General features: G+C 28.5%; 17 protein-coding genes and 1 tRNA gene. 13 read left to right on the forward strand and 5 right to left on the reverse strand.

Annotated features, from left to right (window positions below; translation table 11 throughout):
- Positions 1–137 precede the first annotated feature (137 nt).
- From AC6EIY_RS04985 to AC6EIY_RS05030, 10 genes are all read left to right on the forward strand, one after another.
- Positions 138–1,109 (forward strand): glycosyltransferase family 9 protein, encoded by a 972-nt coding sequence (locus AC6EIY_RS04985; protein ID WP_498507942.1) that lies wholly within the window; start codon positions 138–140, stop codon positions 1,107–1,109.
- Between the two features lie 69 nt (positions 1,110–1,178).
- Positions 1,179–2,612: a bifunctional D-glycero-beta-D-manno-heptose-7-phosphate kinase/D-glycero-beta-D-manno-heptose 1-phosphate adenylyltransferase HldE gene (gene hldE / locus AC6EIY_RS04990; protein ID WP_498507944.1), complete on the forward strand. Its 1,434-nt coding sequence runs from the start codon at positions 1,179–1,181 to the stop codon at positions 2,610–2,612.
- An 11-nt stretch (positions 2,613–2,623) separates the two neighbouring features.
- Complete coding sequence (gene gmhB, locus AC6EIY_RS04995) at positions 2,624–3,190, forward strand: D-glycero-beta-D-manno-heptose 1,7-bisphosphate 7-phosphatase (RefSeq protein WP_498507945.1); 567 nt, start codon at positions 2,624–2,626, stop codon at positions 3,188–3,190.
- A 49-nt stretch (positions 3,191–3,239) separates the two neighbouring features.
- A complete protein-coding gene (locus tag AC6EIY_RS05000; protein WP_498507946.1) occupies positions 3,240–4,178 on the forward strand; it encodes a glycosyltransferase family protein in 939 nt (312 codons plus the stop codon).
- Positions 4,179–4,194: 16 nt separating this feature from the next.
- Entirely contained in the window at positions 4,195–4,950 is a 756-nt protein-coding gene (locus tag AC6EIY_RS05005) for a glycosyltransferase (RefSeq protein ID WP_498507947.1), read from the forward strand.
- Positions 4,937–5,740: a glycosyltransferase gene (locus AC6EIY_RS05010; protein WP_498507948.1), complete on the forward strand. Its 804-nt coding sequence runs from the start codon at positions 4,937–4,939 to the stop codon at positions 5,738–5,740. Before AC6EIY_RS05005 ends, AC6EIY_RS05010 begins: the two co-directional genes overlap by 14 nt.
- Before the next feature lie 72 nt (positions 5,741–5,812).
- Positions 5,813–7,114, forward strand: coding sequence for a glycosyltransferase family 4 protein (locus tag AC6EIY_RS05015; RefSeq protein ID WP_498507949.1), 1,302 nt, complete (start codon positions 5,813–5,815; stop codon positions 7,112–7,114).
- 48 nt (positions 7,115–7,162) lie between these two features.
- Entirely contained in the window at positions 7,163–7,936 is a 774-nt protein-coding gene (locus AC6EIY_RS05020; RefSeq protein ID WP_498507950.1) for a hypothetical protein, read from the forward strand.
- Between the two features lie 904 nt (positions 7,937–8,840).
- A complete protein-coding gene (asnB, locus tag AC6EIY_RS05025; RefSeq protein WP_498507951.1) occupies positions 8,841–10,745 on the forward strand; it encodes an asparagine synthase (glutamine-hydrolyzing) in 1,905 nt (634 codons plus the stop codon).
- A gap of 111 nt (positions 10,746–10,856) precedes the next feature.
- Positions 10,857–12,641, forward strand: a complete 1,785-nt coding sequence (locus AC6EIY_RS05030; RefSeq protein WP_498507952.1) for an ABC transporter ATP-binding protein — start codon at positions 10,857–10,859, stop codon at positions 12,639–12,641.
- A gap of 42 nt (positions 12,642–12,683) precedes the next feature.
- On the opposite strand, the gene AC6EIY_RS05035 is transcribed toward AC6EIY_RS05030, so the two are convergent.
- The 5 genes from AC6EIY_RS05035 to AC6EIY_RS05055 form a co-directional block, all read right to left on the reverse strand.
- Entirely contained in the window at positions 12,684–13,178 is a 495-nt protein-coding gene (locus AC6EIY_RS05035) for a GNAT family N-acetyltransferase (protein ID WP_498507953.1), read from the reverse strand.
- Between the two features lie 226 nt (positions 13,179–13,404).
- The gene (locus AC6EIY_RS05040; protein ID WP_498507954.1) at positions 13,405–14,649 is read right to left on the reverse strand and encodes a hypothetical protein; all 1,245 of its coding nucleotides are present in this window, start codon (positions 14,647–14,649) and stop codon (positions 13,405–13,407) included.
- A 536-nt stretch (positions 14,650–15,185) separates the two neighbouring features.
- Positions 15,186–15,908 (reverse strand): YdcF family protein, encoded by a 723-nt coding sequence (locus tag AC6EIY_RS05045; protein ID WP_498507955.1) that lies wholly within the window; start codon positions 15,906–15,908, stop codon positions 15,186–15,188.
- Positions 15,909–16,177: 269 nt separating this feature from the next.
- On the reverse strand, positions 16,178–16,813 hold the full coding sequence (locus tag AC6EIY_RS05050; protein WP_498507956.1) for a hypothetical protein: 636 nt from the start codon (positions 16,811–16,813) through the stop codon (positions 16,178–16,180).
- A 212-nt stretch (positions 16,814–17,025) separates the two neighbouring features.
- A tRNA-Ala gene (locus tag AC6EIY_RS05055) sits at positions 17,026–17,098 on the reverse strand.
- An 824-nt stretch (positions 17,099–17,922) separates the two neighbouring features.
- On the opposite strand from AC6EIY_RS05055, the gene AC6EIY_RS05060 reads away from it, so the two are divergent.
- The 3 genes from AC6EIY_RS05060 (at position 17,923) to rfbC (ending at position 21,352) form a co-directional block, all read left to right on the forward strand.
- The gene (locus tag AC6EIY_RS05060; protein WP_498507957.1) at positions 17,923–19,668 is read left to right on the forward strand and encodes an FAD-binding protein; all 1,746 of its coding nucleotides are present in this window, start codon (positions 17,923–17,925) and stop codon (positions 19,666–19,668) included.
- A gap of 200 nt (positions 19,669–19,868) precedes the next feature.
- Positions 19,869–20,777: a glucose-1-phosphate thymidylyltransferase RfbA gene (rfbA, locus tag AC6EIY_RS05065; protein WP_498507958.1), complete on the forward strand. Its 909-nt coding sequence runs from the start codon at positions 19,869–19,871 to the stop codon at positions 20,775–20,777.
- Positions 20,774–21,352: a dTDP-4-dehydrorhamnose 3,5-epimerase gene (gene rfbC, locus AC6EIY_RS05070; protein ID WP_498507959.1), complete on the forward strand. Its 579-nt coding sequence runs from the start codon at positions 20,774–20,776 to the stop codon at positions 21,350–21,352. Before rfbA ends, rfbC begins: the two co-directional genes overlap by 4 nt.
- Position 21,353 lies beyond the last annotated feature (1 nt).

A 21,353-nucleotide genomic window follows, 5' to 3' on the forward strand; every position in this document is an offset into this window, starting at 1 on the left:
AATCTAAACTATTTTTTAGAAAAGAAAATAAGAGTACAAATATAGTACTTATAAAATTAGATTCAATAGGTGACTTTATATTATGGTTATCAACAGCAAATCAAATCAAATCTTATTTTAGGAGCAAACATATAACCTTGATATGTAATAAAATAGTAAAAGATCTTGCATATTCTTTGGATATATTTGACGAAATAATTATAATCAATACTAAAAAATTTTCTCATAGAGGAGTATATAGAAAAGTTATAATAAGACAACTTAGCAGGATAGTTTGTGACCAAGTTATTCATACTACTTATACAAGGACATCTTTAATATCTGATACAGTTGTAAGAGCAATTTCGTCAAGCAAAAAGATTGGCTCCTATGGTGAAAGCAATCTAGGTAACAAATTAGAAAGGTTTATTACCAACAGATGGTATACTAATTTAATAAAACATAATTCACAAGAAAAGCATGAACTTCAAAAGAATTCAGCTATACTAGATTACATAAAAGTTCCACTTCCAGAAAGTGAAATATTTAATCTGGAAAGTATAATTACAGATTCTTTTTTAATTAATAATCTATTAGATACAGAATACATAGTTTTCAGTCATGGTGCTCAGGACAATTATAGGAGATGGCCATCTAGATTTTTTTCAAAAGTAATTGATAATATATTAGTAAGTACAAATTTAAAAATTGTACTAACAGGTGCAGCTAATGAATCCCAAATTGGAATCGATATAATTAAAAATTTAAATGATCATAATAAAAATAGAGTTTTAAACTATACCGGAAAAACAACACTAACCGAATTATTATGCTTAATCAATAATGCAAAAATGTTAATTGCAAATGAGTCAGCGGCTATTCACATGGCTGTGGCAACGAATACAAAATCTATTTGTATTCTTGGAGGTGGACATTTTTCTAGATTTGTACCATATCCTACTAATTTAAAAATTAAAAATTTAATACCCACGCCTTTATACAATCATATGAAATGTTATCATTGTGATTGGAAATGCAACCATCCAGAAAAAATCGAGACTGAATCATATCCATGTATTTCATTTATTTCTCCAAATAATTTAATAGATCTAATTAAATCTGAATTATAATAAAAAAAATTTATTGAGATAAAAAATGATATTTTATATAAATTTAGTATTTAATAATATTCTATAGTCATGAATGATCCTAAACCCATTGGAAACAAAAAAATTGCTGTAGCAGGAGATATAATGCTCGACAGATATTTTTACGGTGACTCATCAAGACTTTCCCCAGAATCACCAGTCCCAGTAGTTTCAAATACTAATGAGATAAACTTACCTGGAGGTGCTGCCAATGTAGCAACTAATTTAGCAACACTTGGAGCAGAAGTTATACTATTTGGTTTTATAGGGGATGATAATAATGGGAAAGAATTTTTAAACTCAATTAAAGGTAAAAAAATTTCTCCAGAAGTTATTACTATTGATAATTATAAAACAACTGTAAAGACAAGAGTTCTTGCAAGAAATCAACAACTTATAAGAATAGATGAAGAGGAACAAATATCAAAAGAAAAAGCAACACTTCTTTTAGAAAGAATTAAAGATAACATAGACTTATTTGAAATAATAATTATTTCTGATTACGACAAAGGAAGCCTAAATGAGATAACTGAAATAATTAATTTTCTTAATAAAAATAATAAAATCATTCTTATAGATCCAAAAGGAAAGGATCTTAAAAGATATTCAAATGCTTACCTAATTAAGCCTAATATTAATGAATTTAATAAATTAATTCACAAGAATAAAGGGAGTTATAATTTAGAAACAGAAGCATACAAAGTCATAAAAAGATTTAACCTTCATGCATTATTAATAACTAAAGGTAAAGATGGAATGATTTTAATAAACAAAAATAATGATATTTATGAACTTCCTTCGCAAGCCAAGGAAGTTTTCGACGTAACGGGCGCTGGTGATACAGTAATAGCTGCTGTTGCTGCATGTTTATCTAAGGGTAAATCTATAAGAGATTCTGTTGAATTTGCAAATCATGCAGCAGGATTAGTTGTAGGGAAAGTAGGAACTTCATCCATATCTTTATTTGAAGTTGAAAAGTATATAAATAAAAATTTTAGATCTAATTCAAGAATTCTAAAAGAGGATTTAATTGAATCAATTGTCAATAAATATGCTGATCAGAAAAAAACAATTGTTTTTACGAATGGTGTATTCGACATACTTCATAACGGTCATACAAAATATCTAGAAGAGGCAAGTAAACTTGGAGATATATTAATAGTAGGAGTCAATAGCGACGAATCAGTTAGAAAACTTTCTAAAGGTTCAGGTAGGCCAATAAATAAATTAGAATCTAGATTAGAAATATTAAGCTCATTAAGATCTGTCGATTGGGTAGTTTCATTCAATGAAAAGACTCCAGAGAAATTAATCAAATTAATTTCTCCAAATATACTTGTAAAGGGTTCTGATTATCAAAAGAATGAAATAGTAGGTTCTTCATATGTAAAAAGCTATGGAGGTGTTGTTAAAACAATTAAGATTTTAGAAGGTTATTCAACTACTAAGATAATTGAAAAGATACAGAAAAATAAAATTAATTAACTTAATAAATAATGAAAAGCAATAAGAATTTAGAAAAATTAGTAATACTTGATAGAGATGGGGTTATTAACTATGATTCAAAAGAATACATTAAGAGTACATTGGAATGGAAGGCAATTAGAAGTTCAATGTATGGGATCTCAAAGTTATCAAGAAAGGGAGTAAAGATTGCTATAGCTTCAAACCAATCTGGTATAGGTAGAGGACTTTTCTCAGAGTCAACATTAAATGACATACATAAAAAACTCATAAAGTATGTTGACAAATATTATGGCAAAATTGACTTAATAAGAACTTGTCCACATTTACCATCTGATAATTGTAGTTGTAGGAAACCCAAGCCTGGCCTTCTAATTTCTATTTTAGAATATTATAATACTGATCCAGAAAGTGTATATTTTGTAGGGGATAGCTTGAAAGACATTCAAGCAGCAAAAGCGGCGAAAATAAAAGCCTGCTTAGTTCTTACAGGGAATGGTAAAGAAACCCTTAAAGAGGAAGAAGTAAAAAATGATGTATTAATATTTAAAAATTTAAATGAATTTAGTAATTTTTACATTAAAAATGAACTAAATTAAAAAAGTGATTTTATCTAAATTAAAAATAAATATTTCTAAATTTAATTAAATGAAAAGATATGATGTTCCAATATTAATTCTTGCTTGGAACAGAGCTGATTCAGTAAGTCGCGTTATAAAAGCGATAAGTCAAATTAAACCTAGAAGTATATACTTCTCTTGCGATGGTCCTAGAAAGACTGTACCTAACGAAGAAGAAAAAGTAAAACAGACAATAGATACGGTAAAGAGAGAGATCTACTGGGATTGTAAATTAACTTCTAACTTAAACGATGAAAATCTTGGTTGTGCAAATGCAGTTAGTTCTGCAATAACATGGTTTTTCAATCAAGTTGATTATGGAATTATTATTGAAGATGATTGTATACCACATGTAGATTATTTTGAATATGCTGAGATTCTACTTGATAAATATAAACAAGATCAAAGAATATGGTGTATTGGTGCAGTCAATTTGCAAAAAGGTAGATTAATAGGAGATGGTAGCTACTACTTGAGTGTATATAATCACTGCTGGTGCTGGGCAACATGGAAAAGTAGATGGTCAAACTATGATCATAAAATGACAAAATGGAACGCTTTTTTAAAGAATAAACATCTAGATTCAATCTTTATATCAAAAAGAGAATCTCGTTTTTGGCAAAAATATATAAATAAAATGATTAGAGAAGGCAAGCCTGACTCATGGGCTATGAGATGGTATCTTTCATGTCTTATGAATGGAGGGCTAACGATTCTACCCAATAAAAACTTAGTCTCGAATATAGGATTTGGAATAAATGCGACAAATACGAAGACAGGTCAATCGCCAGTACATTTAATAGAAACAAAATACTCAAGCAGTGGTCTTCTACCAATAAAACATCCATCTTTTCTTATAAGATCAGTTGAAGCGGATCTCTTTACTTTCAAAACCCATTTCTCAAAATCGATAATGTGGAGAATACAAAAGAAAATAATAGATGTATTTAAAGAATTTATAAAATAATCAATATCAAATAAAAATGAATTCAACTGCAAAAGATCTATCAATTATTACTATAACGATGAATAATGACATGGAGCTGATTTCGACACTTGATTCTATCGAGAACCAAGGAATGAAACCAAGTGAAGTAATTATTAAAGATTGTATAGTAAGAAATTTTCCAAAATTTTTAGAAAAATATTCTTTCCATATTAAATATATAAGTAGAAAAGATGAGGGTATCTATGATGCAATGAATCAAGCATTAAATTATACAAATAAATCTTATATCTTGTTTCTAAATAGTGGAGACTATTTCTATGACAATTTTTCTATAATATCATTTACAGAAGATATAAAAGAATATAATGAAAAAAATTCAAAACCTTTAGATATATTATTCTATTCTTGGACATATCAAACAAATAATATAAGAAAGAAAGCATCAATAAAGCCATTACGCTTTAATCATCAGGCTGTGATATATAAAAGGAATCTCCATAATAAATTTGGTAATTATATTAATAGTAGAGAGTTCACAGCGGCTGACTACTTATTTATTAGATTAACTACTTTATCAAGTAAAACGTCATATATAATAAGCAAAAAAATCTTATCTACAGTCGATCCAAATGGTCGTTCTGCAACGCTAAAGACGCCTTTAATGGTCGCTTCTGTTGACTATATTTTAGGCATAAATAAAAGATCATGGCTTGTTATAATTGCAATATTTCATCCTATATATTATTATTGTAAATCATTAATAAAAATAATATTCAATGGTCGCTTCTAGAAGAGAAATCTCTATATGCATGTGTACATATAATGGAGATAAATATATTGAGGAGCAACTTGATTCTATCCTAAATCAATCATATATCCATTTAGTAAAGGAATTAATAATTTGCGATGATAAATCAATAGATAAAACCTTATCAATTCTTTATTCATATAAAAATAAAGAAAGAAGAATAAAAATTTATAGCAATAAATCTCAAATTGGGATCAAGAAAAACTTTGAACAAGTATTAAAATTATCGACAGGAAATATAATTGTTTTATGTGATCAAGATGATATTTGGAAGCCAGAAAAGTTAGAGAATCTAATAAATAAAAGCAATATACTTAAAAGTCAACCATCAATACATGTACATAATGCATCAATAATTAATCATAAGTCAGAACTAATTGAATCTGATTTTATGAAATCAAGAGGGGGCTTTAATAGTTCAATTTGTTCGAATTTTTATAAAAATAGATACCTAGGCTGTTGTCTTGCCTTTAATAGGAAAGCACTTGAAATTGCTCTTCCTTTCCCCTCTTTACTTCCACAGCACGATATTTGGATTGGAATAATTGGATCAATCGCTAGCAATGTAACTTATTCTAATTGTAGCTACACTCTTTATAGAAGACATAATTATAACGCAAGTACAGCATCTAAGAATAAATCAAATAATATTTTAAAAATAATTTTCTATAGAATAACTTTTTTATATTGCTTAATTATTTTATTATTTCGTTTGTCACCAGTAAATTATTTCAAATCGTTTACAACAAAAGTAAATAAAGGAATAAAATAAGGGTAAATAGTATTATCAATAATATTAAACATTAGATATTGTTTAAGTTTTAAGTATTGCAAAAAATCATATATGAATTTCCACAAAAATAAATTTAAAAATAATACTACTGATAATTATAAGAGTTCCGAACAAAAGATTAAACCAATCAAAGTAACAATAATATCTCAGTATTTTCCCCCTGACTTTGCTGCTACTGGTCAACTGCTTAATGAACTAACAAGATCACTAGCTAAGAAAAATATAAAGACTTTGATTTTAACTGGACTTCCTGCATATGCATATAAGTTTTGTAATGCCAAGAAACTAGAGATTAGCGAGAATATATGCATAAGAAGAACATCTTTATCTCGATTCTGGCCAGAGAGAATTAGAGGCAGAGCAATTAATGGGATTTTATTTTGCTTAAGAATTTCTATTAGATTAATTAAAAAATCAAGAAGAGGAGACCTTTTAGTCTTTACAACTGAACCTCCATACCTGCCTATGCTTGGTTTAATTGTTAAATTTTTAACTGGATCACCTTATATTGTTATTTTATATGACTTATACCCAGATTTATTAACAGGCTTATCTGTATTAAAGAAAAAAAACTGGCTTGTTCGCTTATGGAATAAGATAAATCAATATGTATTTACAAATTCAGAAGAGATAATTGTACTTAGTGATTCAATGAGAAAAAGAATAGTAAGTAATCACAAAAACATTGAGTCAAAAGTATCAGTAATAACAAGTTGGGCAGATTCTGAAAATATTTATCCCATAGATAAAAAAAATAATTGGTTCGCCAAAAAGAATATAATTTCAAATACATTTAATGTTCTCTATTCAGGGAATCAAGGTAGATGTCATGACTTAACTACATTAATAGGAGCAGCATTGATTATGAAAGAGGAAAAAGATATAAACTTTATATTTATAGGTGGTGGATTTCAAAATGAGAGAATCAAAAAGTTGGCAAAGGAGTTAAATTTAAAAAATTGCAAGTTTCTCCCTTATCAGGAATACGAGGATTTGAGATATACAATTGGATGCGGAGATATTGGTGTCGTTACTCTTGGGATAGGAACCGAAGGATTAGTTGCACCATCAAAACTATATGCGCATCTTGCTGCTGGTAGCCCTATCGCGGCAATAACGCCAGATAATTCATATTTGAAAACAACTATTGAAAATAATAAATTTGGAAAGTGGTTCAATAATGGAGATTCATCTGGATTATCCGAGTGGATAATAGATTTAAAAAAGGACAGGACTTCATATACGAAAACTAGTCAAATTGCAAGAAATTATTTAATAAAAAATGCATCAAGAAAAATTATTACTGAAAAATATCTTGAACTTATCAAAAAAGCTGTAGACAAATCTAAATAAGATAATAAATTAATTTTATATTATAATATTAATAACCTGAAGAAAAGTATGATAAAAAATTTTAAAAAAAAATTATCAAATTTCATTTGGAAACATTTTCCACATATAATCTGGAATATAAAAGCCAAATCACAAAACAATGATTTAGAAAATAAATATCTTACTTATTATGCCAAAAAATATACTATATCAAGAACTTTTATAGAGTTTGGTTTTAGTGTAAGTGAATATAATTGTGTTGATTTAACTAAATTAAATTATAAAGGTTTATTAATTGATGCAAATAAAAACACATGCCTATTAGCTAATCGAATTTTCACAAAGTTGAATTTATCAACAAGATCAATAAAGCATTGGATAAAGTGTGGATCAATTGAGCCTATCTCAACTTTTATATCTAACAATGATGGAAAGCTAGGAGTATTAAGTATAGATATAGATGGTGTAGATTATTGGATACTGAAAGAGATTTATTCCTTAGTTAAACCAGAAATAATCATTGTAGAATACAATGCTTCATTAGGGATTCGCCCAATAACAATACCTTATGATGAAAATTTTGATCGACATGAATATCATAAAAGCGGATGGTACCATGGCGCATCGATCAAAGCATTTGAAAATCTTTTGGGAAATGAATATTACCTTTCAGATAATATTGAAGGGTTAAATCTAATCTTTATACGAAAAGATAAGTTAATTGATACAGATTACAAAAATACTGCATGTTATAAGGAACATTTTATAAGAAATAAATTAAGTAATTCTTCAGCTGCAGAACAATGGGAAGAAATAAAAGATCTTCCTTTTATAGAAGTTTGAATGTTTGATGTTATAGTTTAATAAAATTAAAATAATCAGAGGTGAACTATAGCACGATAACGGGAAAGATTCTCAAGAGCCAATATAGTTAATCTAGAAAGCCTATTCTTGGATGAAATCAATTAATTAACTACAAAAGTATGTATTTTCTGAAGAATATTTATTTAAATAAAATTTAGTTACATATTTATTTGGAATAACAAAGGATCTTTTTGATAAAGTATATTTTACATAAAAAATAAAAATAGCATTATATTTTTAGATAATTTAAATCATGTTTATTAACATCGATCAATCCTAGAGACAATATAAGAAAGAAACCTTTAAAAAATTATTCTTAGATAGATACTATAATGTATTAAATTTAATTAATCGGAGTAGTCTAATTTATTTAACATTAAATCTATAAAACGATTTTTCCCATCATAACTAAAGCAAATAATAAACACATCAAAAGTTAAGATAGAGCTGTGCTTATTAATTTGGACTGATTTATAGTTAAAATTAAACTCTTATTATTCTATATACCGTAATAATTAATCTTTTTCGAAGAATTGTTAGTAATTTATTAAAATATAAATTTTGACTATTTGAAATATTTTATACTATTAATATAAAATAAGTTGTCTATAAATAAAATTTCACTCGTAGAAATTATAGATTAATCGACTACCCTAACTTTTTCAATTTAAGATTTATACAAATACTCGGTTAAACGAACCCTTTTTTAATAAGATATAAATTAATTAAGAACAATATCGCTACTTCTAAATTTTTTGTATTTCTAATAATATTTTCATTCTTAGACAAAAAAAGTTCTTTATGAACACAAAATAATAGTTTCATTGTAAAATATTTCTTGAGAGTTTATAATATATAATAAATCATTTTTATTAATAATAATATGTGTGGTATTGCAGGCCTGATTGGAGAAAGAAATAATGAAAAAGCAAAAATAATGATAGATAAATTATCACATAGGGGGCCAGATGGTAATCAATATTGGATTTCTCCAATCAATGAGTATCCAATTACGATATGTCATACAAGATTGGCAATATTAGATCTTTCAGAATCAGGGAATCAACCATTAGTTTCAAAAGATGGTCAATATGTTTTAACATTTAATGGAGAGATATATAATTTTCTCGAGCTTAGAGATGAATTAAAGAGTAAAGGTATAATCTTTAATTCAAATTCAGATTCTGAGGTTTTACTTGAGGGACTTATTTACTATGGTGAAGATTTTCAATTAAGGTGCAATGGGATGTGGGCTTTTTGTCTATGGAATAGACGTACAAAAGAAGCTATCTTAAGTAGAGATAGATTTGGAATAAAACCATTATATTATACCTTAACTAATGATAATAAATTAATATTTGGTTCTGAAATGAAATCAATTACACCTTTTCTAGATTCAATTCAGCCATCAGAAAATATTGATGATTGTATTAATTATCTTTTTAATTATGAAAGTACTGATTTATGCGTAATTGATGGAATTAGTAGAATTAGAGCGGGATATATGTTGAAATTCAAGGAAGGAAAAATTTCTCATAAGCAATATTGGAATACATTGGATTTTATAGAACCTAATAAAAAATCGTATTTACAGCAAGTAGAACAATGGAAAGAAATTTTTATGAATTCTGTTGAAATAAGAATGAGATCCGATGTACCGATTGGTAGTGCTTTGAGTGGAGGATTAGACTCAAGCTGTATTGTCGCAGCGATGGATCACATTGCGAGAAATAATAATTACGACAGCTTTAGTGATGATTGGCAACATGTTTTTCATAGTTCGTTCCCTGGATCTAGCCTTGATGAAACATACTGGGCTGAATCTTTAGCAAAAGATCTATCTTTACCATTAAATAAAGTTATAATTAAACCTGAAGATTTTGAAATATCAATAACCAAATCACTATCAATAGTCGAAGATCCATACTTGACTTTACCTTTACCTATGTTGATGACTTATGAAAATATTAAAAAAAGTGGTATCAGCGTAACTCTAGATGGACATGGAGCCGATGAATTATTTATTGGGTACGGGCACATAAAGAAAGCATTTGCATGCGCTAAAACAAAAAATGAATTTGCCGAATTAATTGCAATCGATGAGTCAACAAGGACGGGTATTTATTCATACAAAGAAAAGAAAATTAAAAGAAAATGGGCAAAGTATAAATTATATGAACTACTGTATAAAAAATACAAATTTATAAGATCTAAAATTAAATATTTATTGAGAAAAAACGACTCTGATATTGACCTTAGTTTCGCAATGGGAATATCAGAAATTGAAATGCACCCAAGATTTAAAGAAATGGATATATTTAATCAAGTCCTATATGAAATTTTTCATTTTACAATTTTACCAACTTTGTTAAGAGTATATGATAGATGTTCAATGGCCAACGGTGTCGAAATAAGAATGCCATTTATGGATTGGAGACTAGTCGCTCTTTCATTCTCGTTACCAACTTCAAGTAAAATTGGAGGATCATTCACTAAGCGTATACAAAGAGATTCTCTGAAGAAGATATTAATGGAACCCGTAAGAACAAGGAGATCAAAAATTGGATGGAATACGCCTTCACATGAATGGTTTAAAAAAGAATTAAAACAAAATATTGAAAACGTTTTATCGAGCAATATAGATAGTGTTTACTATCCAAAAGCTTTAAAGGCATGGAAAAAGTTTAATAATATATCTGCGCCAAAATGGAACGACGGGCAAAAAGCATGGGAGGCGATTCTTCCTTTAGCATGGAATAGTTCATTATCAGAAGATTTATGGCGATAAGAAGCAAAAGGGATACGCGAGGGAATAATTAAGTACCTAATTGATAGTTATTATGTTCAAGATAGTTTACTATCAATTAATATGTCCTTATGTTGATTAGCATTGGATTTTATGAATTCACAAAACAGCTCTAAATTTAATACTTTTAAACAAATTTTTAAACTTTCGACATATTTAAGTGAAAGGAGGAAAAAACAATTAACAGGGCTTTTAATTGTAATGATAGCTTCAAGTATTTCAGAAGTAATCCTACTAAGTTCGATCATCCCATTTATAGGAATAGTATCAAACAAAGAAACTCTATATCAAAATAATTCATTTAATAAATTAACACAGAATTTACCTTATTTAAACTTAGAAAATTCATTAATCACTGCAGCTATTATATTTACAATTGCTATAATTTTAGCAACACTTTTGAGACTGGCTAACTTATGGTTAAATTCCAGAATGGCCGCTGCAATTGGGAGTGATATTTGTAGAGAAGCTTTTCAAAAAACTTTAAATCAAGAATATGAAACTCAGATATCCTGGAATTCTAGTAGTCTTACAGCTACTATCCTTACAGAAGTAGGAATGGTTGTAGAAGCTATAAATATGCTTCTACAGGTAATAACCTCATTGCTTATATCATTAGGTATTGTTATAACAATGCTACTTATAGAGTGGAAGGTAGCATTAATAGGTATTACAAGCTTTACATCTGCTTATATTTTAATTGCAGTTCTAACAAAAAAGAGACTTTCTATTCAAAGCAAATTATTTGCTGATCTAAATAAGGCACAATTCAAATCACTACAAGAGGGATTTGGTGCAATCAGAGATTTACTTATGGACGGTAATCAAGAATATTATGCTAATACATTCTCAATACAAAATAGAAAATTGAGAACTGTCCAAGCAAAAACAAGGTTTCTAACATTTTCCCCTAGATATGCATTAGAGTGCATAAGTTTATTGATATTAATAATTGCCACTTTATATTTAAGAGATGCGGCTAATGAAAGTACTTTACTTCTACCAACATTGGCTGGTATAGCTCTTGGTTCACAAAGAATATTACCTGCGCTCCAACAAGCTTATTCAGGATGGGCTGTTTTCAAGGCAAGTAATGATTCTATAAAGAATGTCATAGAATTATTAGAATTACCTCATAACAAAAAATATGTTCATAAAGATAAGACAAAGAAAATAAATATTAAATCATTTATAGAGTTAAAAAATGTCTCCTATAAATATCCCAACTCTAAGATAAATATTTTAGATGATTTACATTTAAAGATATATAAGAATGATATTATAGGCATAATTGGAGAGTCAGGGAGTGGGAAAAGTACACTTATAGATTTAATAATGGGGCTGCTACCGCCAACCAAAGGAGAAATAAAAATTGACAGTAAAATAATAAATTATTCGAATTTTAAAGAGATGAACATTTGGAGAAATAGTATTTCTCATGTTCCACAATCTATATTTTTAGCTGATTCCTCAATATTAGAGAATATTGCAATTGGAATAAGACCAGACCATATCGACATGATAAGTGTAAAAAGAGCAATTAGGGCTGCTAATTTAGAAGACTATATAAGAATCTTACCTCGCGGATTAAATACAATAGTGGGAGAAAAAGGAGTGAGGTTAAGTGGAGGGCAAAGACAAAGAATCGGAATAGCTCGAGCTATTTATAAGAAAAGTAAAATACTAATATTGGATGAGGCAACAAGTGCACTAGATCATCAAACAGAAGAGAATGTAATTAACTCTATTGTAGGAGAAAATTCGAAAATAACATTATTAATGATAGCTCATAGATTATCTAGCTTGAAATACTGCAAAAAAATATATAAAGTTGAAAACAAAGGGATATTTGATGTAACTGATAAAATAAGATCTTGAAGATATTGAAAACCTATTTCCAGGAAAATTATAAACTTATAATTAAAGAACCTTTTTCATTAATAGAAAATCATTTGAAAGAGTTTTGTAGTCGATAAAGCCAATACTTCGATTAATATAGATATTTAAATTATTAGAAACTTTAGTTTTAGCAAAAATACACTTAACACAAGGAAAATGAAATCTAAAATACTCAATAAGTGATATTGTCGCTAGTTTGGCAATTCCTTTTCCATGAAATTTAAGATTCCCAATGTACTTACCTATTTCCCAGCCATTATTAGTTAAAACAATATTAACACATCCAACTAAAATTTTTAATTCTGAAGAAATTATCATAAAATCTATTCTTTCTAATGATAAATATTTTTGAATAAATTCATTATGTGTTTCAAACGTGATTTTATCAGTTGTATTCATATATTTTAAAACATGATCAGAATTTCTTAGCTTTAGCACAGATTTCGGATCACAATTAACAATCCAATCAAATTTATACTGTTTAGAGTCCTTTGCATAAAATTCCTTTGGAGTCAACTTCTGCTTTAACAGATCTCCTTTGATTGAGTTGAAATTATTCAATGAAACAAAGCAACTTAGTTATTATATATAAAAAGATTACAGTATGAGCTTATAAGTTTAAGATAATATTTAGGCTAAATAATAGCTTTAGTTTAGGAATCAAAAAAAGTAAAACTTTTAAACAAATATTGAAAACATATTTATTCTTATAAATGAAAGACAAATAGTAATTTTATTTTATTCAATTAATAATTATGATTGATTTTGCATTTTTAAAATTAATTAATACAATTAAACCTAGGCATAAGATTGAATGGGCCATTGAAAATTGAGCATTTGACAAAAATATAGGTATAATAGACAAACAATAAACAAAATTTCTAGAAAAAATAAGATAGAAAATTGTTAGCCACAAAGGTATAGATCCCAACAATCCAAGCACTTGGATAAATCTACTTATTATATCCCAGCTTGCTCCGGACCAAATAGCTTCTGAACCGAAGAAAAAAGTGACATCGGGCTTTTCAAATAAACCTGAAAAAACTTCATAGGTATAGTCTGATCTCTGTGAGTTAGAAAATGTATTAAAAAATAATCCAAATAGATTTAACTTTATAGATATGAATGATACCCCTACAAGGATAAATATATATTTTAATTTAATGCTTCCTAATCTATTAGTTAAAGAATCAAAAGTTAGTAGAAGGGAAAATATTATAACCATCAGTAATCCTGTAGTTGAAAATGATAGTAATAATCCCATGGTCGAAATTATCATCAGAGAAATAATAGTTAATTCATCCTTGGAGCTAAAGTCTTCATTATTTTTAATTTGCGAAAAATAAGCTGGAATTAATCTACAATATTTAGTTAACTTTGAAATGGATATAGAATAAATAAGGCTAATAGCAGAGAATGACGAGAGTCCTGAGGCCTCATTGAAAAGTCCTGGAACTCTAAATAAACCAAAAGTTGTAATAGGATGACGATAACCTGTACATAATATACATTGAGAATAATAATTATTGAACTTACTAAACAATTCGATATCTCCTAAACTAAGGACATATATTTGAATAAGAGCAATTAAAACTTGGATTATCATTGCATAAAGTAATGCTTTCGTAATAACTCTAGGTTTTAATAAAGATAAATACGAACTCAAAATAATAGTAGAAACTAGACCCATTAAATTATTTATATTAGGAATAGTTATCAATACACCTAAAAATAACTCTCTTAATACAAAAAATAATGCATATGAAAGAAGTATAATTAATGATAATTTAATAAGACGTATGAAATTATTATTTAATTTATCCTTAAATATATAAATCAATAAAAACAATATAGTAAAAGCTATTTTTTCATTTGGAAGAAATATCCCAAAGATTGCTTTCGTAATCGAGAAGGCTGGGGAGCCTATTAACAGAAATAATATTGCAGCTGTTGATGAAGAAAATATATATGATTTTTTTATTCTCATTTAACCTCACAAATTAAAAAATTTATTTAAGCTTTATTTAAATTTTAGTAAAAAATGCTTACCAAGTTTGTATTAATAATAATACTTTTCATGCATTGCAATCAATATGAGATCAAAATTACACTTAATCTATCATGAGAGGGCAAAAAAACAAGGAAATATATTTATATTATTTATTTTGGTTTGTTATATAAAAAGTATTTGCCAATACTATAACTCTGATTGAAAACTATTTGAGATTATCGAAGCATAACTAAAGAAAGATGTTCATGCGATAAAAGATATTAAAAGTCTATATCAAATTCTAAATATTTAATCTCAAAAAGGATTGAAACTATTACAAATAGTACAAAAAATAATTAACTTAGAGAGATTACAATAATTTTTATATAAAGAAAGAATTTCTATTTTTGAAATAGATAAATTTAATCGATATAACATTTTTTAGTTTTTAGAATATTTTTAATTAATTATATTGCCAATATTTTAACCTCTTCTCCTATTCAGCCTAAAAAAGATAATTTAATTAGAGTTTATTATTTTTTAATTGACCAAGATCTGTAAAAAGTTCTTCCTAAAATTTCACGTAAAGCCTGGGAACTTCTATTGAGATTATTAGAGTTTGGCATCCAATGGTATGGACTTTGCCATGTTGAAATTAATGAAGTTCTAAAATCAACTGGAAAAGGATGTACAAAGAATCCTTGACGCTCAAAAATTTTTTTTGCACGTTGCATGTGGTAAGCGCTAGTAACAAGAAGAATTTTGGCTGTAGATTTTGTTTCTTTAAAGTAACTCTTAATGGTTTTAGCTTCTTGAGCTGTATTAAAGACTCTGGCTGTAGTCTTTATGGCTTCGGATGGTATCCCAAGACTTATTGCGTAATCTCTGTACAAAATTCCTTCGTTTATTGAATCACTATAAGGAATAGCTCCACCTGTGAAAAATAGCAGTGAAGCTTTTCTCTTTTGAAAAAGTTTAATTCCAGCGAAGACTCTATCGGGATCGCTCCATTCATAAAAAACCCCTCTTCCAAAAACTTTAGGCCGACCATTGTTGCCTAATACAACTATTGCATCAGCAGTTGGAGCAAGGTCTTCGTTAAGCCTTTTCCATGGAAATTCAACTAATTTCCATAAAAAATTTGCGACAAAACTTGTACTAAACGTCCATAGAAATATGATTACAAATAAAAGTTTATTTTTTGAAGCCTTTTTAAAATTGAAAATTAAAAAAAATAGGCTAAATCCAAGCGGCAATATAAAAAGCGGTAGTAGCTTGCTTAGAAAATACGTATTTTAAAAAGTCAATTTTTAATAGTTTAAAACTATTGCTACTTTCTTCAAGTAGTATTTATTAAAAAAAAATTGATTTTTGAAAAAGTATAAAAAATAAAAAACTCACTAATCTCTCCTTTTTAAAATTTAGCCAATCTGACTGGAACTAATGAACCTACATGCCATAAAGGGAGTCAGCATGGATAGCTCGAGATTGGATGTTTCATACCTTGATAGGTTTCCTGATATATTTAAACTTTAAGTAAGCTCTTATTAAATTGAAATTTGTATTTGAATAATTTTTCTTCTAATACTCTAATTTTTTTCTTAAGCTGAATATTTTCAATAAAAAGGTTTTTAAACTTTTCAATCTTTTCTTCATCATTCATATTATCAGCAGATAATTTTGCTTTTTCAATTAATTCGTCAATAGTTTGTTCTGCTGATCTAGGCCTTCTAAGAAAAAAAGACAAATCACTTTCTGTATATTTCTTTTCTTGATTTAAATGCTTTTCTATTTTAACTCTTAAAGAGGATTCAACTTTTCCAATCCTTGCCAAGGTTCTTGCTGAAACTTGAGTTAAAGCAGCTTCTGGTATGGAACTATTTACTAACCAGTTTTCATAAGCGGAGGCTAAATCTCTTGCGACTCTTCCAGGTAAGACTAAAGCACCTGAGTCAGTCAATTCAACCCAGTTCTTATTCCTAACTAAACTCTTTGCTTGAGACAATAATTTAGCTACTTGAAGTATAGATTTTCCTGCTTTTTCTAACTCCTTATTTGTCTCATCTATTTTTACTGATAATTCTATTTCTTTTCTTTCATCTAATCCATACTTTCTTACTAAACCTGAGTGATTTAATTTATCTAATTGGCCATCACTCATAAACTTTAACCATCGACCCTAACATATTAACTAGAAAATATAGGATGTCTAGTTAATTACTCTTGAATTTTGGACGATTCGTCCAAAATGAAGCTTTAGCACATAAATCTAAAAGAATAAAACGCACTAACTTTTGGAAATTTAATTGAGACGAGCTTTAAGAACATTAATAATGAAGCTCTCAATCCTGTTATCACAATACTTTTTAAGAATGGAGCCAAGCGGACTCGAACCGCTGACCCCCTGCATGCCATGCAGGTGCTCTACCAGCTGAGCTATGGCCCCAAGTGTATAAAAAGGCAGTAATATCAGGCAGCTTTGAAGATTTAGAAAAATCAGCTGGTTGCCTTGATATCACTTGATAGTGGTTATATAAGCAGATGTGCACAATGGGATGAGCCATAGGGGGCTAATAACCACATATGACCTGTGAAAAATGGCACAAAATTATGCGCCAAAAAACCAATCTGACTTATATGTTCAATTATAGCTATAAAATCCATAGCTTTGTAAACTCCCTTATATATTATTTCAACTAATTTAGATTTTTCATATCAGAAATTGGATTAGATGAATGACTAATTATATATACATTTTCCTTAAAAACTTTTTAGATACATATGCTATTTATAAAAGTGAGATAATTTCTTTAGAAAGCATATGTAATTTATCTTTTTCAGTTACAATTTTAAGTTAAATATTAAATATATTCTCAAATAAATTAGGATTGTTTTTACTGGATTATAAAAAAATGTTCACATCCAAATCATTTATAGATTGAGGAGAGGATCGAAAATAAATATTTGAAGTTAATAAAATATTAATTAAATCACAATCTTTTTTCTTAAGCTCATTAGAAATAACATTCAAAGTTGCATTACATCCCCCATGATAAAATTTAAAGTATAATTTATATATTAGAGTCTTCCTAATTTCAAGTCTAAGAAAGTAGCTCTTTTAAATTAAATCTATTAGATAAATCCTTATTACATAAAGAAATATTCTAAGTTCAGTGTTCAAGTGGAATTTAGATTTATTCAAGTTTTTATTTGGATTAAGTTAAAAAATAGTAATACAATAAATATATAAATAGCAAAAACAAAGCTAAAGTGACTTCGAATAAACATTCAACTCTAATATCAAATGTTTTAGTAATAGGTTGTGGTGGTGCAGGCTTAAGATCAGCTATTGAAGTAAAAAAAGCTGGTCTTGATGTTTGTATTCTTGGGAAAAGAGCTAGAACCGATTCACACACAGTCCTAGCAGCAGGCGGTATTAATGCAGCTTTTGGGAATTTAGATACAGAAGACTCATGGCAACAACATTTTGTTGATACATACTTGGAAGGTTATGGAATTGGTGATCCTGCAAAGATTGAAATAATGGCAAAAGAAGCGCCTTCTTTGGTTAAAGAAATAGATCAATGGGGCGCTAACTTTGAGAAGCTAGAAAACGGTCACTTTAATCAAAGGTATTTTGGTGCACATACATATCGCAGAACATGCTTTTCGGGAGATTTCACAGGTTTATCAATACTAAAAACACTACTTAAGAAAGCTGATAGCCTAAAGATACCTATTTATGACACAAATTACGTTACTGAACTTTTAGTAAAAGAAAATATTTGTTTTGGAGCGATGTCATTTAATACCTTATCGGCTGAAAGAACAATACACTTAGCAGATTCAGTAATTATTTGTACAGGTGGACACACTAGAATATGGAAAAAAAGTTCATCAAGAAAAAATGAGAATACAGGAGATGGATATTATTTAGCGCTTACTGCTGGATGTGAATTAATAGATATGGAAATGGTACAATTTCATCCTTCTGGCATGCTCTTCCCTGAAGATAAAGAGGGAACATTGGTTACAGAAGCAGTAAGAGGGGAAGGAGGAAAACTACTAAACAACAAGGGAGAAAGATTTATGATTAATTATGATAGCGAGAGAATGGAACTTTCTACTAGAGATAAAGTTGCGTTAGCCAATTATAAAGAAATAATAGAAGGTAGAGGAACAAAAAATGGAGGTGTATACTTGGATATTAGCCATAAAAGTAAAGACTTTATTGTCGAAAAATTACCGAGTATATATAGACAATTTCTTGAAATTCAAATGCTTGATATTTCCAAATCCCCTATGGAAGTAGCTCCTACTGCTCACTATTCCATGGGGGGAATTCTAGTTAACCCAGATAATTTATCAACATCAGTGGAGGGTTTATTTGCCGCTGGGGAAGCGACAGGAGGTCTTCATGGAGCCAATCGCTTAGGTGGAAATTCACTAGCTGAAATACTTATATTTGGGAAACGAGCGGGATTAGCAAGTATAGATTATTCAAAAAAATTAAACCAACAAGTTAAGTCAAACAAAGTTATTTATCTAGCACATGAAAATATAAATAGATTTATAAAAAGTGGAAGTCAATTAGTAAGACCTTTACAGTATGAATTAAGGCAAATAATGTGGGAAAGTTGCGGAGTTATTAAAAGTAAAGTTTTACTTAATAATGGTCTTGAGAAGATTGGTATTATCAAATCAAAATCAAAAGATATAGATGTGCATAGTTGCGAAGACCTTGCTCTGATTTTTGATTTGCAGTCTTCATTGATCAGTGCCGAGGCGACAATCCTTTCAGCTCTAGAAAGAAAAGAAAGTCGAGGAGCTCATCAAAGAAGTGATTTTCAGGAGACAGATCCATCTTGTGAGTTTAATTGTGTAATAAAAATGAATCTACCTTCTCAAAAATTAACAGTTTCTAAATCACCATTAAAAAAATTAGTAAAACCTCTGCAAAACCTTATAAATAGCAACAATAGAGAGATTAATTTGAAAAACAAATTACTTGAATAATTTGCCAAAAAATTAACTAATTTAAACGCAAATATTACTGAAATTTCATTAATATTAACATTTAATAGTAAAGAAATACTGGTTCATCTCATAATGCAAGGATTTTTAAAAACTAAAATTAAAAAATTATATATAAATAAAAGTCTTAGTTAATAAATGCATCTTTTCGGATAATAATATAAAATCTATTAAAAATTGTAATGTTAAAGACAAGGAAAGGAATAGTACTCGCTGGAGGTAGAGGGACAAGACTTCAACCTCTAACACATGCAATAAGCAAACAATTGATGCCTGTATATGATAAGCCAATGGTTTATTATCCACTCTGCACTTTGATGCTTAGTGGAATTAGAGATATCCTAATAATTTCCTCACCTAGAGATATAGAAAGCTTCAAATATTTACTTGGCAATGGCACTAAATGGGGTATATCAATTAGTTATGAAATTCAAAAAGAGCCAAAAGGAATTGCTCAGGCATTTATTCTTGGAGAAAGGTTTCTAAGCGGAGGACCTTCATCTTTAATCCTCGGAGATAATTTATTCTACGGACAAGCTTTAGTCTCACAATTAAAACAAGCTTATAGAGATTTAGACAAATCTACAATCTTCGCTTGTCAGGTTAGCGACCCATATAGATATGGGATTGTTGAATTAGATGAAGAATTAAAGGCTAAAGGGATTACAGAGAAGCCAAAAAAGCCAAAAAGCAATTATGCAATTACGGGCATCTATTTTTATGAATCTAATGTTAGTGAAATTGCCAAGCAACTTGTCCCATCTTCAAGAGGTGAATTAGAAATAACTGACTTAAATAATTATTATCTAAGAGAGGGAAAACTAAAAGTTAAAGTTCTTAATAGAGGAACAGCTTGGCTTGATGCTGGAACATTTGATTCTTTGATAGAGGCAGGCGGCTTTATACAAACACTAGAAAAAAGACAAGGTTTAAAAATTGGTTGTCCAGAAGAGATTGCTTGGAGGCAAGGATGGATAACAAATAATGATTTAGAAAAACTTGGATTTGAAATGAATAAAAGTGAATACGGAAATTATCTTGTAAAATTAGCTACCCGTAGCGAAAAAAATAACATTACAAGATCGATATGAAAATTGAAAAAATAAAAACAAATAATGGTCAGGAATTCAATGATTCTTTTTTAATATCACCGAATATTTTTAAAGATGATAGAGGATTCTTTTTTGAAAGTTGGAATCAAAAATATTACGACAAACTGTTTGGTAAGAAGATTTTTTTTGTTCAAGATAATCATTCTATGTCCTCAATAGGTGTTTTAAGAGGACTACATTTTCAAATAGCGCCAAAAGTTCAAGGTAAATTAATAAGAGTGTTATCTGGATCAATATTTGATGTAATAGTTGATCTAAGAATAAATTCACTAACATATTTAAACTGGGGAGGAGTAGAATTAAATGCATGCAAAAAACAATCATTATGGGTCCCACCAGGATTTGCACATGGTTTTCTTTCTCTAGAAGAGAATACCGAGGTTAATTATAAAGTTACAGATTTTTGGGATTGCAAGCTTGAAAAAACCTTAAGATGGGATGATAAATATCTTGATATTAAATGGCCTTTAAGCAATATAAATATAGATCAACCAATTATGTCAAGCAAAGATGAAGATGGAAAGAGTCTTAGAGAGATAGAAATTTTTCAATAAA

Source organism: Prochlorococcus sp. MIT2304 (assembly GCF_059772405.1).

What these genes read in the sequence shown, in the direction of transcription:
- AC6EIY_RS05010 (WP_498507948.1), top strand. Translation starts at nt 4,937, where the DNA reads ATGGTCGCTTCTAGAAGAGAAATCTCTATATGCATGTGTACATATAAT.
- rfbC (WP_498507959.1), top strand. Translation starts at nt 20,774, where the DNA reads ATGAAAATTGAAAAAATAAAAACAAATAATGGTCAGGAATTCAATGAT.
- AC6EIY_RS05020 (WP_498507950.1), top strand. Translation starts at nt 7,163, where the DNA reads ATGATAAAAAATTTTAAAAAAAAATTATCAAATTTCATTTGGAAACAT.
- asnB (WP_498507951.1), top strand. Translation starts at nt 8,841, where the DNA reads ATGTGTGGTATTGCAGGCCTGATTGGAGAAAGAAATAATGAAAAAGCA.
- hldE (WP_498507944.1), top strand. Translation starts at nt 1,179, where the DNA reads ATGAATGATCCTAAACCCATTGGAAACAAAAAAATTGCTGTAGCAGGA.
- AC6EIY_RS05050 (WP_498507956.1), bottom strand. Translation starts at nt 16,813, where the DNA reads ATGAGTGATGGCCAATTAGATAAATTAAATCACTCAGGTTTAGTAAGA.
- AC6EIY_RS05015 (WP_498507949.1), top strand. Translation starts at nt 5,813, where the DNA reads ATGAATTTCCACAAAAATAAATTTAAAAATAATACTACTGATAATTAT.
- AC6EIY_RS05000 (WP_498507946.1), top strand. Translation starts at nt 3,240, where the DNA reads ATGAAAAGATATGATGTTCCAATATTAATTCTTGCTTGGAACAGAGCT.
- rfbA (WP_498507958.1), top strand. Translation starts at nt 19,869, where the DNA reads ATGTTAAAGACAAGGAAAGGAATAGTACTCGCTGGAGGTAGAGGGACA.
- gmhB (WP_498507945.1), top strand. Translation starts at nt 2,624, where the DNA reads ATGAAAAGCAATAAGAATTTAGAAAAATTAGTAATACTTGATAGAGAT.
- AC6EIY_RS05040 (WP_498507954.1), bottom strand. Translation starts at nt 14,649, where the DNA reads ATGAGAATAAAAAAATCATATATATTTTCTTCATCAACAGCTGCAATA.
- AC6EIY_RS05005 (WP_498507947.1), top strand. Translation starts at nt 4,195, where the DNA reads ATGAATTCAACTGCAAAAGATCTATCAATTATTACTATAACGATGAAT.
- AC6EIY_RS05030 (WP_498507952.1), top strand. Translation starts at nt 10,857, where the DNA reads ATGAATTCACAAAACAGCTCTAAATTTAATACTTTTAAACAAATTTTT.